Genomic DNA, 15,762 nt, shown 5'->3' on the forward strand with positions numbered 1-15,762 from the left:
TGCGTTATGGGGATATATTTTACCGTGTTATCCAGCGGTTCGACAGGTAATGCCACAGTCATACAACATGGGGGTACCTCTCTCATGATTGACGCGGGTCTTAGTGCGAAGCGATTGGATGCACTGTTTCAGGAAAGGGAGATTTCTGGGGCAGAATTGGACGGGATTCTGGTTACACATGAACATTCCGATCACATTAAAGGACTAGGCGCGATGTCTCGGAAATATAATTTACCAATCTACGCGAATCTGAATACGTGGGCGGCACTGGAGAAGTCGGTTGGGGCGATTCCAGAGGAAAACCGGAGGGTATTTGAGACAGGTGAAAAGCATGATTTTGGGTCACTGCGCGTGGAATCCTTCGGGATCTCGCATGATGCGGCTGAGCCGGTAGGGTACACATTCGATGATGGTACGGAGAAGCTGTCTGTTGCAACGGATCTTGGGTACATGAGCGACAAGGTTCGTGAAGCGATTTCCGATTCTGACGTGCTGGTGCTGGAGGCGAATCATGATGTCGAATTACTGCGTATGGGACGTTATCCATGGAACACCAAGCGCCGGATTTTGAGCGACATTGGGCATTTGTCGAACGAAGCGGCAGGGGCAGCGCTTAGTGAACTGATGAACGGACGCATCAAGCGCACGTATCTGGCACATCTTAGCCGAGATCATAATATGATGGACTTGGCGAAAATGTCGGTGCGCGACGCGATGGAGAGCCGTGGATGTTTTTATCGGGATCATGAGTTCAAACTCTGTGATACGTATTACGATCGTCCTACGCCATGGGATAGGGTGGGTGAGCCATAAAGCTGTCCAGTTCGGCGGCTTTGCGCTCAACTTCCTCGCGGGTTAGGATGCCTTTATCAATAAGTAGTTCAATGATGGTGCTGAGTGCAAGGGTATTGCGATAGTGTTCTTCCTTGAGATCGGCCAGCTTGGCCGCCATATGAACTTCATCCATGGCTGTAAGTGTACGTGTGCGATCCATATATATCCTCCTCTATTAAGCTTCGAATTGTCTTTTACTATTATTGTAGTCAGGCTTGATGGAAAACATTCCTCTTTTTGCCGCTAACATTTGTGTGATGAGACGTGTATGCTGAACCTGTGACTATGCAGGGGTGAAAAAGTTCTTCAAATTTGCCAAAATGGCGCTTAGCGGACCGGATTTTGTGGTGATAGATACTATGGACCTTTATTGTTAAGCGCGTTATAGCGGAAATTTGCTTTAATTTTCGTAAATATGCAACTTTTTGTGATTTGACGTGTTTAGTATATGAGGAGCATTGTGATTTTGGCTGTTTTGCGTGTGAAATGGCATGTCATAGAATGCGAGAGCATGATTGATAGAGTCACTGACAGAATGGCGTGTCCGTTCTGTTGTACATAGACGCTGTATCTTGATTTGATGCCGGGATGCGGCGATATGCAAGACCATTTTTTAAAATTGCAAAAAAGCATGGGAAACCGTTGGAGTCTTCACGTAACGAAGACGACAGAAGAAACCTGAAGAAACAGAGTGTTCGCCTTTAGGAACAAATTTTTACCTTGGAAGAGGGGATCAAAAAAATTTGTGAGTAACAGCGATCGGAAGGTTCGTCTGTTGGCGGAGTGGTGTATGTGAGAACTCCATCGTTGATCCATGCGACAACTTAGGCGGCAGTCAGGGTCTTGATGCGTGACAACGAAGGGGAGAGGATCACGATGGGATTGTTTGGAGACGATTTTTATTCAACCAAAGTATCAAGACGCGCCGAACCTGAACAGAAAGGCAAACTTCAGATCATCCGCCCTGGAGGCAGAGCACGTGGACGTGACCGCTGGAGCAATCCGCGCAGATCGCGTACGGGAATCAGTTCCACAGTGAAGGTAGCTGTGATTAGCTCAGTGATCAGCTCCATCGTGACCGTCATGCTGTTTAGCTTCATCACACAGCCCGCTTCGTTACCGCTGGCTAATGCTACAGGTAACGGTGGTGGAGGCGGTGCACAGACAGCGCAGGCAGCTGATCCATACGACCGGATTATCCAAGCAGCAGCCCATGTTCGTCCTTCCGTGGTGAGCATTGTGAACCATAAAACGGGTAGCAGTCTATCGATGGAAGATTCGGCGCTGGGCTCAGGGGTCATTTTCAAGAAGGAAGATGGCAAGGCTTATATTATGACCAACCACCACGTTGTGGAGGGTGCGAGTGATCTGGAGATTGTAACCGTAGATGGGGAGACACATAAGGCAAAGCTGGTCGGTAAAGATCGTGTAAGTGACATTGCTGTACTATCTGCAGAAGATAAAGGGCTGGGAGCAGTCGCGGAGATTGGCGATTCCAGCAAACTTCAGCGCGGTCAAACGGTGCTGGCGATTGGGAACCCGCTCGGTCTGGGCGGTACCCTGACATCCGGAATTGTCAGTTACACGGATCGTATTCTACCTGTATCGATTAATCAGGACGGAGTGTACGACTGGGAGCAAAACGTAATCCAGACGGATGCGGCGATTAATGAAGGTAATAGCGGCGGTGCTTTGGTCGATTTGAACGGCAAAGTGGTCGGCATCAACACGATGAAAATCTCGGATACGGGCGTTGAAGGTCTCGGTTTCGCCATTCCGATGAACGAAGTGATGAAAACGGTAGATTCCCTGCTACTGAACGGCAAAGTATCTCGTCCATACCTCGGCGTGTACACGGTGGATCTGAGCAACCCTTATGCACCACTGGATGACGAGCAACGTAAGGATCTGAAGCTGCCATCTCATGTGGACAGCGGCGTGGTTGTATTGGAAGCATCCGGTCCGGCATCTGAAGCAGGTATGAAGCTGAATGATGTCATTACGGAATTTGACGGGCAAAAAATCACCTCCACGCTGGATCTACGGAAGTATCTGTACGATGAGAAGAAGATTGGAGATACCATTGAAGTGACCTTCTACCGGGATGGCAAAGCGGAGAAAGTATCAGTGAAGCTGACGGATAAACCGGAGTAAGGGAAGTTCAACGAAACCTATACTGTTGCGTTGATTGAAATAGGGAAAGCTAGAAGAGTGATCAGATCAACTGACCACTCTTTTTTAGTTGTTGGATGATGTGCATTGCGCAATGCTTGGTTGTAAGGGGTGGGCTAGATCGTAATTACATAAGAAAAGGAGTACTTACCACTGGCCGACTATGAGTGGACTTGTTCATTCGACAGTAAATGAGTAGATCAACCATTTTATATTCTCATGATCAGTTAGACCCGGAGCCAAAGGAGCAGATACATAATACTTGTGCTGTGGTAAACTGTTGTCAATATGTTGGAGACGGTCGCTGATGCAATAACATCTGTTTGTCGATCTGATTTTATTTCAGAATGGAAGGGGTATTTTTAATGAAACATTTGAAGAAAAAGATGCTTGGGGGAACGAGTTTGGCTCTGTCCCTATTTATGTTGTCCGCCTGTGGGTCTGAGGTAGCTACGACAGGAGCATCTGTAGATACGAGTGCTCTGCAAGAGAAGATTGCAGGGCTTGAGAAGAAACTGGTGGAGCAGGGAGCCAAGAGCGTTGAGCAGGAGCAAAAGATCGCAGCACTTGAGACCAAGTTGAATGAGTTGAGTACAAATGTGATTGCGGTAGGTGAGGCTGGTGGCCAAACGCCTGTAACATCGGGAAACAACGGATCGGCGGGGAAAGGCGATGGGGTGCTGATTACCTTTGCCCAGTATGAGAAGCTTGAGGTTGGCATGTCGGTGGGAGATGTCATCGAGATCCTTGGCGGCGAAGGTGAAGCGCTGAGTGAAGCGGAGAATATGGTGGTGTACAACTACAAAGGTACAGCCGGCAATGGTGCCAATGCGGTTATTGCTTTTCAAGGTGGGAAACTGTTGACGAAGGCGCAGTCGGGATTGAAGTAAATAGTATTGGACATGAAGAGTCTGAATCTGTGGAATAAAGCGTATTACAGGGTTAGGGGAAGTTAAATGGGGGCCAATCAGAAAATTCTGGTTGGTTTTTTTGTTGTTTTTATAAAGTCTATGAGTAGCAGAGAAATAATTAGATGTAGATTTTTCTGATAATAACTTGACATATGCATTTAGTTGTAACTATAATCATTACATCGTATAAGTTGTAACTATAGTAGTTACATATAATGATTTGAAGGGGGATTTAGTCGAAGCAATTGTACAACCAGACTATAGGATGGTTTAAAAAATCAACGGAATTGGCTGCTAGATGCATTGTTATGATGATGGCGGCGACATAAAGAGAGGAAGATTAATTAAATGTTTACTAAAAAATCATCAATGGGCGTTATGCTTGTTCTATGTTTCATGTTAATTCTGAGTGCTTGTGCGGGTACAGCAAGTGAAACCGAAAATGCGGAAGACTCTTCATCCAATGCTGCTAGTGCTGGAAATACAAAGAGCGAGGAAACAAACACACCAGCGGTGGAGCTGAAATTGATCACCTATAATCCTGGGGGAAACAGCATTTTTGGCGTTTCATCAAACCTGATTGAAGGTCCAACTGAAATCGTGCTCGTTGATGCACAGTTCCAAAAGAATGATGCCGAGCAATTGGTCAAAATGATTAAAGAAACGGGTAAAAAACTGACCACCGCATATATCAGCCACAAGGACCCGGACTATTACTTCGGTCTATCGGTGATCCGTGAGGCGTTCCCTGATGCAAAAATCGTTGCGACTCCAGCAACGGTGGAAGGAATCAAGGAAACAATTCAAGTGAAGAATGAATATTGGAATCCGATTTTGAAAGAAAATGCACCAACTGCACAGATTGTTCCGAACGTCCTTGAGGGTGCTCAATTGACCGTAGATGGGGAAACCGTAGAGATTATTGGTCTAGATGGTTCCGATCCGTCCCATACGTTCCTGTGGATTCCTTCCATTAAGACTGCTCTTGGTGGTGTTCCTGTATACGAAAATTCGCATGTCTGGATCGCAGATAACCAAACGCCAGAGAGCCGTGACTACTGGCGCCAACTGCTGGATCAAATTATTGCATTGAATCCAGAGCGAGTGATTCCAGGTCATTACCTGGGTACCAGTGCCGGGGATATATCGAGTGTTACGTTCACCCGTGATTATATTGATAAATTTGAAGCAGAGGCAGAGACAGCCAAAGATTCAAAAGAACTGATTGCAAAAATGGAAAAAGCATATCCGGACTTTACGAATACAGGCGATCTGGAGACGAGCGCTCAGGTAATTAAAGGCGAAATTTCTTGGCCTTAAGTATAACGATGGAATTCTAGAAACGGTATAAGTAAAGGGCAAACATCCTTATCCTGTTAAGTGGGAGGGATGTTTTTGCTGTCATTAGGCGTGTAGGGGTTTCTTTTCGGCGGCAGGTGTGATAGAACTGAGAAGTGGCTATCCTGTAATGGGATACGCGGTTGTGAATCGGGAACATAGCTGGTTACAGAAAGGATGCTTAACGGATGTACGTTGTATGCAAAGAACACGTGGACATTGCCATCGACATGTTTGTCGATGAGTATGAGGACGCTCCAGATATCGTTGATCTGAAGGAGACGGAATTTGCCGATTGGGACCCGCCTGCGAAGTGCGCCGAGTGCGAACAGCACGCGGAATTCCTCGTCGTTTAGCGTACTGTAGGACTTAGATGGCCGGAGGCGTGACTTAAGGTGGCGCTTCGGGCTGACTTTCCATCCGGTATGAACATCACAGCAAGAAGCCAAGGAGAGCGTGATGAGCGCTCTTTTTGTCTTTGTGTGGGGAATTGGTGGTGGTTGTTAGGCAGCGTGGAGCTGTAGGGGTTAACGTGGGAGTAGGCGAGGGTAGGGGAAGATTAAGGTAGGTAGGTAGGTAGGTAGGTGCCGAGTTCCGATTTGGGAGGGAGCTCAGGTTGTAGCAGCGGTGCAAGGTGTGTAGGTAATAGAAAAGAAAGCCCGAGCATGGGAGAAAAGTGACGTTGGGTAACAGCGATGTGGGTAGGGACGTGGGTGTGGCGGAGCGGAGTAACTCTAAAGAACCTGACGGATCTTATTCGTGGCAAATACCGCCTGGTTGAAATCTAACGAATCGTAGACACTTTATGTTACTGAAAAGGCCTCGAAAGTGGTGGGGAACGCTTGTTTTGACTGAGATAGCGTGTTTCAGATTCGTTAGATTTTAAAGTAGCCGAAATGGGGCTGAATAAGGTGTGTGGGTTTCGTTAGAATTTGGAGAAATGTGTAGTATAGATAATATGAGTTGTGACAAACGATGCTATGAAGCATCTTACTTATAGAATATCTGGCAAGACAATTTAGGAGGAATGAATTTTCATGTTTATTCAGATTATTGGCGTAGGCAAATTGAAGGAAAAGTATCTGACGCTGGGCATACAGGAATATGCCAAGCGGCTCGCCCCGTACATCAAGTTTCAGATGATCGAGGTCGCAGACGAAAAGGCGCCCGATACCCTGAGCGAAGCTGAGGTTCGGGCGGTAAAAGAGCGCGAGGGCGAACGCATCCTCGCGCATGTGAAGAGCGAGGCGTACGTTGTCGCGCTCGCATTGGATGGCCAGCTCTGGAGTTCCGAGGAGCTGGCATTGGAGATCGACAAGCTCGGCACGTATGGGACGAGCCATGTCGTGTTTGTCATCGGAGGAAGCCACGGGCTCTCCGATGAGGTGTTGCGCCGAGCCAAGCAGCGCTTGAGCTTCGGGCGCATGACCCTGCCGCATCAGCTTATGCGGCTGGTATTGGTGGAGCAGATTTATCGTGCGGTGAAGATAAATCGCGGTGAACCGTACCACAAGTAAGAACACTCACGTTCGCATACTTATGTCCCTACCCTTGAAAACTTGCAAAATAGTGTAAATAATTGGGGAGTAGAGAGTAGCTACTTCTACCCGCCACCTTATTTCAATGGAAAATGGATCGATGAACTCTCGAATGAATTAGGTCTTTCCTACGAAAGTATTGAAGAATCATTTACTCAAAAACATAGATTTATTTTTAAGTCACATCGTGCTTTCCGATGTGACTTTTTGTGTAAAAGTTGATTCTAATTAAATTCTGCATATATCTCATTTGGCTCCTCTTGTTACCATAGAAGTAAAGGGGAGAAATTATATGGATAAAAAGATTAAACTACTATTCACAAAAGATATATTGAAAGAGTCCGCACAATGTTTTGGAATACGTGAGAACTCCATTATCGAATTAAATGGGTTTCAAAATTTCGTTTATTCCGGCGTCGTTGAAAATAGAGAAGTCATTTTAAGAATTACGCATGTCACCCATCGAAATGAAATATTAACAAGAGCTGAACTAGATTTCATCATGTTTCTGGCTGATCGCGGAATGAAAGTAGCAAGGCCTATTCAATCTTCATCAGGGGATCTTATTCATATCATTGACGGGTCCTTTATTGTGACAGCTTTTGAGAAAGCACCAGGCAGAAATGCAGTAATCGCCGAGGAGAGCAATACGTTTTATGAAAATATTGGACAAATGGTCGGAAAAATACATAAGTTATCGCTTAATTACTCGACCCAAAACCCACGCCATGAATGGAGTGGTAATACTCTATTAGAATCTTTTAGGAAGTATTGTCCGTTAGAATTACACAGTAACTATGATCGTTTAATTAATGAAATTAGTGCCCTGCCCAAGGAAAAAAATACATACGGTCTTATTCATGGGGATATCAGCCCTGGCAATTATCTTAATGATGGGGACAAAGCCTTTATTATTGACTATGATGAGGTGGAATATAGCTGGTTTGTTTCTGATATTGCTACACCATTATTTTATGAAATCCCAATTCCTTGGGTTGTGTCTGGAGATGTGAGGAAGGAGATTGCAAAACGCTACTATTGCAACTTCTTAAATGGCTATTGCAAGGAATACACTGTAAGCCAAAGCCAGTTAAACAAAGTTCCACTATTTATAAATTTAAGGCAGGCTAGAGTTTTAGCTGCGCTCTATAGAAGCAGAGACTTTAACGCTCCTGATTGGACTGAATGGTATGAGCAAGCCCGACGCTTCTACTATGAAAATTTATTAAATAACAGGCCTTATATTGATATGGACTTTTTGAGTTAACCGGTGAACCCTGTCACAATTAGCGGAGTAGAGGCTTTACACACAAAAAAGATCCAATCACCTGAGATGACTGGACCCTCAATCATAAACTTAAATTTCAAAATCAAGAGTACCCTGTTCGGTTAATTCAAAGGGACCAGGTGTAACATCTGCATCGGGTCTCTTTGTTCCGAAGAAATCGGAGTCAAAATGATATGGAGTGCTGTCCGGCTCCTCAAACTTCATGTTGGCGTGATAAGTCTTTCCAAGCAGATCCGTGGTAACTAACATTGTAGAGGTTCCCCGAAGAAATTCGGGCTCATTGATCTGAATGTGCACCTTACCTAGCGCAGGATCAATCTCAACGTTCATACCCTTCTGAGTATATACCTTCGCATCGGATTCATGAGTACTTGGAACCGCATGGTTAAGATATAAATTTCCACCCATAGCCACTGGAAGAACGGCATTGCCTATAAAGATATCCTTCGCCGCATCGCCAAGCTCAATAAGCTCCTCTTTGGTATATTCCCACCATTTCTTATCTTTCACATCAGGATGTTGATCGTAGCCGCCAAGTCCCACAGCATGCAGATAACATATGGAATTGTCCGGAACACCATCCATGACCGTCTTCCCGTCCTCTCCAACTTCATCTCTTGGTTTAAGCGGAAGATGCTCAAAGAAGGTGATGGGCACAGGCTCCCTATTAGGGTCATTGTCACCTATAAAGATATTGTTGTAGTACCTGTCATCGCCTCCAGTGATATTGGAGTATCCGGCCATGGCCGTTTCGTGAGGGAAGTGATATGGCGTAATACGAGTAATTTCGGAACGAACCACAAATCGGCCTGCAAACAAATTATGAGCAAATGCCCCGCCCTGGGCCATATTTCTGAAATTCATTGGAGAGAGAAATAGGTTATGATCGACCATATATGGACCATGGCAAACCTCAACGAAGAGGTCCTCCGAAAGATTGTCAAAAAATACATTACGGCTGATGCGAGTGCCCTGTGCCTGCCAGTCCAGCCAAAGCGCACGGTAACAGCTGTACATTATATTTTCGCTAATTTGAGTATCCAGGGAAGCATGAAGCTTAATTCCCGCAACTTCGGCACCATGTCTGAGTCGTTTGTGGTGAATATTATAAATACGGTTCTGATAAATGCGGCTGAAGGCTGCTCCCATATGACCCACAATACCTGCCTGTTCACAATCATGAATTACATTACCTCGAACAATGTGACTGCCGATGTTATCCTTATGCCACCCGGAGCGTAATGCTCGTAAAATAACCTCCTGCTCGCGTTGAGTACCGCCTTTACTATGCTTCTCCAAGGACTTGGTGTGCCCTGTGCCGATTTCGGTACCCAGGCTAATACCAACGCATTTGGATTCACTGATTATATTGTTCTCAATAATCCAGCCCTTGCTCCAGTGAGGTCCAATCAAACCTTCCTGGTAGTCCGTAGGTGGCGCCCATTGAGGAGAAGCTTGACGTAATGTGAAGCCACTTACGGTGATGTAGTTAAGTCCTGGTTGTTCAGGCCAGAAACAATAAGGACGTACATTAATTTCTACATTTTCCTTCCGAGGGTCTTTTCCGCCAAAATTGGCCCAGATTTTAGTTGTCGCAGAACCCACTTCCGCATACCATTTCAACAGTGAATCCTCGGGATACTTGGCTTCGTGCCAAACCTCAGGATTGTGAACGCTTTCAACATTGTTGCACTCATACAATGATTTGCCATCCAAATAGACATCGCCGAGATGAATTGGGAAGGGTCCGTCAAACAGCCAGTCTCCACTGAGCTCTACCTCATAGGGATTACGAACGGAAAAGAGGGAATTGAGCACTTCTGTGCTCCAGACATGGTCTCCTTCAGACTTCCAGTTGGTAATCCGCTCAGCTCCTGTAATCACGACTTCTCCGTCTCCTGCGGATCGATATACGATTCTATGCTCCGTTGTTCCTCCATTAGCCGGGTTAACCCATTCCCTGTATACTCCCGCATGAACAATAACGGTATCACCAGCCATGGCATGAGCCGCAGCGCGTGATATGGTACGAAGGGGTTGATCCGCTGTTCCTTTTCCTTGATCATTCCCATGTATGGATACATGATATTCCATAACAACTCTCCTTCTATTTTAAAATTATTGTTGTATCCCGTTATTATACTAGAAAATAATTATAATGGCAGAGATAGGAAGGTGTATGTTAAGCCTGAAATGATATTGATAAAAGGTAAAATCACATCCACTACCCTATGAAGTTGTGGATTTTTGCGTATTAAAGTCTTCTAGCTATTGTTAAAAGCTATGACTAGCCATGCATTTTTCATATAACAAGCATTCCTTTCCATCATGCTATACTCATTAGACTAAAAAGTTAGAAGGAGAAATAAATATGATACCATTTCGTAATGATCATGTAGGTAGCTTTCTACGTCCTGCAGATTTAAGTCAGGCACGTGAACAATATAAATCAGGCAACATCACATATGAGGAATTAAGAGCTGTGGAAGATAAAGAGATTATTCGAATTATTGAAAAGCAAAAGGAAAATGGCGTATTGGCAGTTACGGATGGTGAATTCCGCAGAAGCTGGTGGCATTTTGATTTTCTGGGCGGCTTGGATGGCGTAGAGTTGTATGAGCAAATAGACGGACCGAAATTCCATAATATGCAAACGCGCAAGGGTGGGATTCGTGTTGTTAGTAAAGTTGATTTCTCGAGTCATCCCTTTGTTCAGGATTTTGAGTTTTTGAAAAAGCATGCAGGTGACGCAGTAGCGAAACAGACCATTCCAAGTCCGAACATGCTTCTATATCGATTGGAGAATGACGCCAATATCTATACGGACCGAGAGCAATTCCTTCAGGATACGATTGCGGCGTATCAAAAAGCCATTCAAGCCTTCTATGATGCGGGATGTCGATACCTGCAATTAGATGATACAGCTTGGGCCGACCTGTTCTCAGACGCTGGTCACGATAAGCTACGTGCTAAAGGTCTGGAACCGGCGGAAGAGTTGAAAACGATGCAGCGCATGATTAATGAATCCTTGTCTCATAAACCAGCAGATTTAGTGGTGACGATGCATATTTGTCGTGGTAACTATAAATCGAACTATTTCTCAACGGGTGGTTATGATTACGCTTCTGAAGTTATCTTTGGAGGCTTAAACGTAGATGGATTATTTTTAGAGTTTGATGATGAGCGCTCAGGTGGTTTCGAGCCATTAAAATATGTGAATCGAAAAGATCTGAAAATCGTGCTTGGTTTACTCACATCAAAAACAGGCGAGTTAGAGGATAAAGAACACATTAAAGCTCGGATTGCAGAGGCGGCAACCTATGTTCCACTTGAGCAACTATGTTTGAGTCCACAATGTGGTTTTTCGTCTACAGAAGAAGGCAATATTTTAACGGAAGAACAACAATGGCGTAAACTTCGTTATGTTAAGGAAATTGCAGAAGAAGTTTGGAATTAATCCATTTAAATAACGGAGGGGATGTAAAATGACAATTCAAGCAGACCAAGAGACAATTATAGTTGAAGCGTTCATTAATGGTCAGAATGTAAAATCCCTTTCGCAGGTAGCAAAAGAGAATCCGGCAAACCCAACTGAGATCGTAGGTTATTTCCCTGTCACTACGAAAGAACAAGCCGTTGAAGCGATTGAAGCGGCGGCAGGAGCTTTTAAAACATGGAAACAGACCTCCATTGATGAACGCATTATTATGATGCGCAAGGCGATCGAGAAGATTAGAGCAGCTGAGAATGAAATTGTACATTTGCTGTCTAGAGAGCATGGCAAGCCCCTGTATGATGCACACGGTGAAATTTATGTTTCGTTAATGTGGATGGAGTTTGCTTGTAATGAAGCCAAATCGGCTCTACAGGAAGAGATCAAAGAGCATGAGAATGGTAAAACGATTCTTTCCTATGATCCCATTGGTGTGGTGGCTGCGATTAGTCCATGGAACTATCCCATTGCATTATCTACGATTAAGATCGCTCCTGCCTTACTTGCGGGCAACACTATTGTGCTTAAACCAAGCCCATATGCGCCACTGGCGGCAGCGAAGGTGGCAGAGATTATTGCGAGTGAGTTCCCGGCTGGTGTAATCAATGTCGTTCATGGTGATGCAGATGTGGGCGTTGAACTGACTAGTAATCCTCTTGTTACGAAAATCGCCTTTACAGGTGGAACCGCAACAGCTAAGCATATTATTAAAGCGGCTTCGGAAACGATTAAGGATATGACGCTTGAGCTTGGTGGTAATGATGCGGCTATCTTCTTGGAAAGCTTTGATGTTCATGATGAGCGAGCAATGCGCCGGGTTGTCATTTCTAATTTCTTGACAGCAGGTCAGATCTGTATGATCGCCAAACGTGTGTATGTACACCGTTCTATTTATGATGAGTTTGTGGAAAAATATATAGAGGCGGCAAATCGCTGGATTCGAATTGGTGACCCATTTGATTCAAATACGACGGTAGGTCCGGTTAATAACCTGAAGCAGAAAAATTATGTGCTTGGTTTGGTTGAAGATGCGCAAAAGCGTGGGGCTAAGGTCATCCCTCTCGGGCAAATTCTTGATCAGAAGCTGTTTGACCAAGGTTACTACCTACAACCTACGCTTGTCTTGGGTTGCGATGTTCATGATCCGATTGTAGTGGAGGAACAGTTTGGTCCTACGGTTCCGATTCTTCCATTTGACGATGAAGAGCAGGTTATTCATCTACACAATGAAAGTGTATATGGATTGACGAGTTCTGTCTGGGGGAAAGAAGAGGATGCCATCTCCGTTGCACGTCAACTCGAAGCTGGAACGACAATGATCAATACTGCTGCTGTTCAAGGTCTGGATGTTCGCTTCCCTTTCGGTGGGGTTAAGCAATCTGGTATTGGCCGTGAATATGGCGCCGAAGGCATCCGCACTTATACAGAAAAGCATGTCATCAACGTTCCGAAGACACTGGATCTTCCTTATATACCAGAATAAATCTTATAGCACACCACTTCGCATCGTACAGGGGAATGTACATGTGAAATTGAATGTAGGCTCTAACTTTGCGCTTTGTTTACTGATTTTTAAGAATCAGTAGACAGGGCGTTTTTTTGTCAGATCAGTTTGACAGTGGTGACTTTTTTAGAGAAAAAATAACCCCACATCTGATGGAGGTGATGCTGAAAAAATAAAGAAGCCACTCCATTGATGGAGTGGCTTGATACTCAGCTATTATACGGTGAACGGCGGTTATCTTCTACCTAGTGTCTCCCAAATGCCATGGAGCCAAGAGTCGAACTCAGCATCTTTGTCGCCCTCGTAAGTATCATAAATATCCAGACGTGTCTTTTGCAGTTTTTCCTTGAATTGCTCGAATGTGTGACCTTCAGGAAGGCTTTTTTTAATCCGTAGCAAAATTTTGTTAGTACCTTTAAACAGCTCACCTTTGTTTTTGGCAGGCATTTGTACATCTTCATCCAACTGCTTGAGCTTTTGATATGCGGCTTCGCGCACTTGAAACACTTGATCATTTTTCAAAACATGATGCAGCAATTTAATGGTAGGGGCTGTATTCCAGTTCCCCAATTCGTTCACCGCATTCAGTCTTTCTCTCCAGCTTGACGTCCGGTTAGCCGCTCGTTTGAGCTCTTCAAAGTTCTCCGGTAGTTCGTTAACTGCTCCAATATCATGGTTGTTCGTCAAAATTCAATCTCCTTAATCATCGCCATCTCGGCAGAATGATGAATGTTATTTATGTGATCACTATTATAGCACGAACCTGACTAAACTACTCCTATGATGCCAATTGGCTAGCCTTTTCCTTAATGAAGTCCACCATGTACACCCAACCAATCAGTCCACATAAGACAAAACCAAACGCATGTAGAGCTCCATAAATGGGAATAAAATCGAGTATGGTTAAGGAGTACATATTTTTCAGTAACGGATAGAAGATGGAAATGACAACAACCGTGTAAAAGGCTAGGCAAGAAAGGCCTAAAAAGATGGTTGCCTTAATATCCAAAGCATTTTTCCTCAAGTAAGTAAGGAGATAAGCGGTGTAAACCACAATATTGCAGGCGAACAAAGTGACACCAATGTATTCAATTGGCTTGGAGAAAATCATACCAATAGCAATCAATATGGGTCCGATGATATCGATGGCAACGACCCAAGGATACCAGCTTTTCTTCGTCATGATGCGTCCCAGTGCACCAATAAAAATCGGAACGATCGCAGATGAGAAATGGAAGTGGAGCGAGCTTAACGCGTGCGTTGAAGGATTAGCTTGGAACAGGTTCAATTGATATTGATATAAGGTAAACCAAATGCCTCCGATAAAAAAATAAACGAGCCCCGCACCAATCGCTATTTCAGCTGCTTTTCCTTTAGAGATTACAATCGTGGTCAAGCCATAGATGCCAAGCAGCAGTGTGAACAGTAGCCATCCAAGAGACAGAATCCCTGGTATTTCCGTACTTTCTAACCCCCACATCTTACTACTCATTACCGACGCCAGGGTAAGAAGCGCAGCGGGAAATTGGAGCCATTTCATAGCAGCATAAATCATTCGTTGATTTTTATTCTTTTCGTCATGGTTTAAAAGTAAAATCACAAGAGGTACAATGACAAAAGCCGCAAACAGTAGAAATTTTTCAACAAGTTCGAATTGGAAGTAATCAAGGTAAAATATCAGAATGGTTATGATTCCACCGGGAAACACTGGTGCTAATAATGATTTCATTCGTTGCTTCAAGGAACTTTTCATGGGGTTTCCTTTCTAACTACGTTTATCGTAAGAACTGCCTGTATCCAGTTGTGTAGCATTCTTTAGTATAGATCGACAATTCTTCTTTAAGTAGTCTAACACATTTATTTGTCAATATATGAAAATAAGCTTATCTTACTGCGGTTGATGGAGTCATGGGAAATAGTCCTTCCGCTCTTCAAAGACTTTCACCATAAAGGAGCTGTGGTATCAAATGAATAAGGATAAAAGTATAGAAATGAAATACTCTTCAAAAGCAGGGGACATTCTACAGCAGATCAATAGTAAAACTAAGCTAGGCGAATTACGAAAAATCGCAAAGGATATTAAAAAAGATCACGAACTAGCTATGGAACTTTGGTCGACCGAAGCGTTTTTGCCCAGACTATTAGCTATTTTAATTATGGATAAAAAACTTCTCTCACAAGAATTGCTTAATAAGTTTGATAAGGATATGCAGACTCACACTTTTGATGAGCGAAATAACTTAATGGATTGGTTAATGGCTAATCAGCTCACCAAAGACAAGAAGACCATTGCATTGATGGAGTCATGGGAAAAAAGCCCTTCTGCTCTTCAAAGGCGAGCTTTTTGGTATTATCAAGCGCGATTGAGATGGACCGGACAAACGCCTCCTGATAACACCGAGGACTTACTATCTGCAATTGAAGCTAATATTACGCAGGAAGAGCCGGCAGTTCAGTGGGCTATGAATTTCATTGCAGGCTGGATAGGCATTTATGATCAAAAGTATCGTGCACGTTGTATAAAACTTGGTGAGAATACAGGTCTTTATAAAGATGAAATGGTATCAAAGGGCTGTACTCCTAATTATTTGCCAGAGTTCATTGCAATTGAAGTTAACAAACGAAATAAGAATTAGTTACCTCTGCGAATCCCTATGTGGTTCGAACTAATGGACCTCCCTGAC

General features: G+C 44.1%; 14 protein-coding genes. 10 read left to right on the forward strand and 4 right to left on the reverse strand.

Going from position 1 to position 15,762, the window contains the following annotated elements:
- Nucleotides 1-6: 6 nt before the first annotated feature.
- Nucleotides 7-813, forward strand: a complete 807-nt coding sequence (locus tag PAEAM_RS04920) for an MBL fold metallo-hydrolase (RefSeq protein WP_036611902.1) — start codon at nucleotides 7-9, stop codon at nucleotides 811-813.
- Here the strand turns inward: PAEAM_RS04920 and PAEAM_RS04925 are convergent.
- Entirely contained in the window at nucleotides 782-994 is a 213-nt protein-coding gene (locus PAEAM_RS04925; RefSeq protein ID WP_036611899.1) for a hypothetical protein, read from the reverse strand. The genes PAEAM_RS04920 and PAEAM_RS04925 overlap by 32 nt on opposite strands.
- Nucleotides 995-1,710: 716 nt before the next feature.
- Here PAEAM_RS04925 and PAEAM_RS04930 point away from each other — a divergent pair.
- The 6 genes from PAEAM_RS04930 to PAEAM_RS04955 all read left to right on the forward strand — a co-directional run bounded on the left by PAEAM_RS04930 (nucleotide 1,711) and on the right by PAEAM_RS04955 (nucleotide 8,060).
- On the forward strand, nucleotides 1,711-2,988 hold the full coding sequence (locus PAEAM_RS04930; protein ID WP_036611896.1) for a S1C family serine protease: 1,278 nt from the start codon (nucleotides 1,711-1,713) through the stop codon (nucleotides 2,986-2,988).
- Nucleotides 2,989-3,371: 383 nt separating this feature from the next.
- On the forward strand, nucleotides 3,372-3,896 hold the full coding sequence (locus PAEAM_RS32195; RefSeq protein ID WP_051447245.1) for a hypothetical protein: 525 nt from the start codon (nucleotides 3,372-3,374) through the stop codon (nucleotides 3,894-3,896).
- Between the two features lie 369 nt (nucleotides 3,897-4,265).
- Nucleotides 4,266-5,237: an MBL fold metallo-hydrolase gene (locus PAEAM_RS04940; protein WP_100526837.1), complete on the forward strand. Its 972-nt coding sequence runs from the start codon at nucleotides 4,266-4,268 to the stop codon at nucleotides 5,235-5,237.
- 206 nt (nucleotides 5,238-5,443) lie between these two features.
- Nucleotides 5,444-5,611 carry a CxxH/CxxC protein gene (locus tag PAEAM_RS04945; RefSeq protein ID WP_017691462.1) on the forward strand — a complete coding sequence of 56 codons (168 nt, stop codon included), beginning with the start codon at nucleotides 5,444-5,446 and terminating at the stop codon, nucleotides 5,609-5,611.
- Between the two features lie 681 nt (nucleotides 5,612-6,292).
- Nucleotides 6,293-6,772, forward strand: a complete 480-nt coding sequence (gene rlmH / locus PAEAM_RS04950) for a 23S rRNA (pseudouridine(1915)-N(3))-methyltransferase RlmH (protein WP_100526838.1) — start codon at nucleotides 6,293-6,295, stop codon at nucleotides 6,770-6,772.
- Between the two features lie 313 nt (nucleotides 6,773-7,085).
- Nucleotides 7,086-8,060, forward strand: a complete 975-nt coding sequence (locus PAEAM_RS04955) for a phosphotransferase enzyme family protein (protein ID WP_100526839.1) — start codon at nucleotides 7,086-7,088, stop codon at nucleotides 8,058-8,060.
- Between the two features lie 90 nt (nucleotides 8,061-8,150).
- Here PAEAM_RS04955 and PAEAM_RS04960 read toward each other — a convergent pair whose 3' ends face one another.
- A complete protein-coding gene (locus PAEAM_RS04960) occupies nucleotides 8,151-10,175 on the reverse strand; it encodes a right-handed parallel beta-helix repeat-containing protein (RefSeq protein WP_100526840.1) in 2,025 nt (674 codons plus the stop codon).
- A 277-nt stretch (nucleotides 10,176-10,452) separates the two neighbouring features.
- On the opposite strand from PAEAM_RS04960, the gene PAEAM_RS04965 reads away from it, so the two are divergent.
- A complete protein-coding gene (locus tag PAEAM_RS04965) occupies nucleotides 10,453-11,538 on the forward strand; it encodes a 5-methyltetrahydropteroyltriglutamate--homocysteine S-methyltransferase (RefSeq protein WP_100526841.1) in 1,086 nt (361 codons plus the stop codon).
- A gap of 28 nt (nucleotides 11,539-11,566) precedes the next feature.
- Nucleotides 11,567-13,057: an aldehyde dehydrogenase family protein gene (locus PAEAM_RS04970; protein WP_100526842.1), complete on the forward strand. Its 1,491-nt coding sequence runs from the start codon at nucleotides 11,567-11,569 to the stop codon at nucleotides 13,055-13,057.
- Nucleotides 13,058-13,312: 255 nt separating this feature from the next.
- On the opposite strand, the gene PAEAM_RS04975 is transcribed toward PAEAM_RS04970, so the two are convergent.
- Nucleotides 13,313-13,765, reverse strand: a complete 453-nt coding sequence (locus PAEAM_RS04975; RefSeq protein WP_100526843.1) for a HEAT repeat domain-containing protein — start codon at nucleotides 13,763-13,765, stop codon at nucleotides 13,313-13,315.
- 91 nt (nucleotides 13,766-13,856) lie between these two features.
- The gene (locus tag PAEAM_RS04980) at nucleotides 13,857-14,831 is read right to left on the reverse strand and encodes a YndJ family transporter (protein ID WP_100526844.1); all 975 of its coding nucleotides are present in this window, start codon (nucleotides 14,829-14,831) and stop codon (nucleotides 13,857-13,859) included.
- 214 nt (nucleotides 14,832-15,045) lie between these two features.
- On the opposite strand from PAEAM_RS04980, the gene PAEAM_RS04985 reads away from it, so the two are divergent.
- Nucleotides 15,046-15,714: a DNA alkylation repair protein gene (locus PAEAM_RS04985; RefSeq protein WP_100526845.1), complete on the forward strand. Its 669-nt coding sequence runs from the start codon at nucleotides 15,046-15,048 to the stop codon at nucleotides 15,712-15,714.
- Nucleotides 15,715-15,762: the final 48 nt, after the last annotated feature.

This window comes from Paenibacillus sp. GM1FR (assembly GCF_002803315.1).
Lineage (GTDB): Bacteria > Bacillota > Bacilli > Paenibacillales > Paenibacillaceae > Paenibacillus > Paenibacillus amylolyticus.

Coding starts and splice junctions, on each gene's coding strand:
- PAEAM_RS04920 (WP_036611902.1), top strand. CDS start 7: ATGGGGATATATTTTACCGTGTTATCCAGCGGTTCGACAGGTAATGCC.
- PAEAM_RS04925 (WP_036611899.1), bottom strand. CDS start 994: ATGGATCGCACACGTACACTTACAGCCATGGATGAAGTTCATATGGCG.
- PAEAM_RS04930 (WP_036611896.1), top strand. CDS start 1,711: ATGGGATTGTTTGGAGACGATTTTTATTCAACCAAAGTATCAAGACGC.
- PAEAM_RS32195 (WP_051447245.1), top strand. CDS start 3,372: ATGAAACATTTGAAGAAAAAGATGCTTGGGGGAACGAGTTTGGCTCTG.
- PAEAM_RS04940 (WP_100526837.1), top strand. CDS start 4,266: ATGTTTACTAAAAAATCATCAATGGGCGTTATGCTTGTTCTATGTTTC.
- PAEAM_RS04945 (WP_017691462.1), top strand. CDS start 5,444: ATGTACGTTGTATGCAAAGAACACGTGGACATTGCCATCGACATGTTT.
- rlmH (WP_100526838.1), top strand. CDS start 6,293: ATGTTTATTCAGATTATTGGCGTAGGCAAATTGAAGGAAAAGTATCTG.
- PAEAM_RS04955 (WP_100526839.1), top strand. CDS start 7,086: ATGGATAAAAAGATTAAACTACTATTCACAAAAGATATATTGAAAGAG.
- PAEAM_RS04960 (WP_100526840.1), bottom strand. CDS start 10,175: ATGGAATATCATGTATCCATACATGGGAATGATCAAGGAAAAGGAACA.
- PAEAM_RS04965 (WP_100526841.1), top strand. CDS start 10,453: ATGATACCATTTCGTAATGATCATGTAGGTAGCTTTCTACGTCCTGCA.
- PAEAM_RS04970 (WP_100526842.1), top strand. CDS start 11,567: ATGACAATTCAAGCAGACCAAGAGACAATTATAGTTGAAGCGTTCATT.
- PAEAM_RS04980 (WP_100526844.1), bottom strand. CDS start 14,831: ATGAAAAGTTCCTTGAAGCAACGAATGAAATCATTATTAGCACCAGTG.
- PAEAM_RS04985 (WP_100526845.1), top strand. CDS start 15,046: ATGAATAAGGATAAAAGTATAGAAATGAAATACTCTTCAAAAGCAGGG.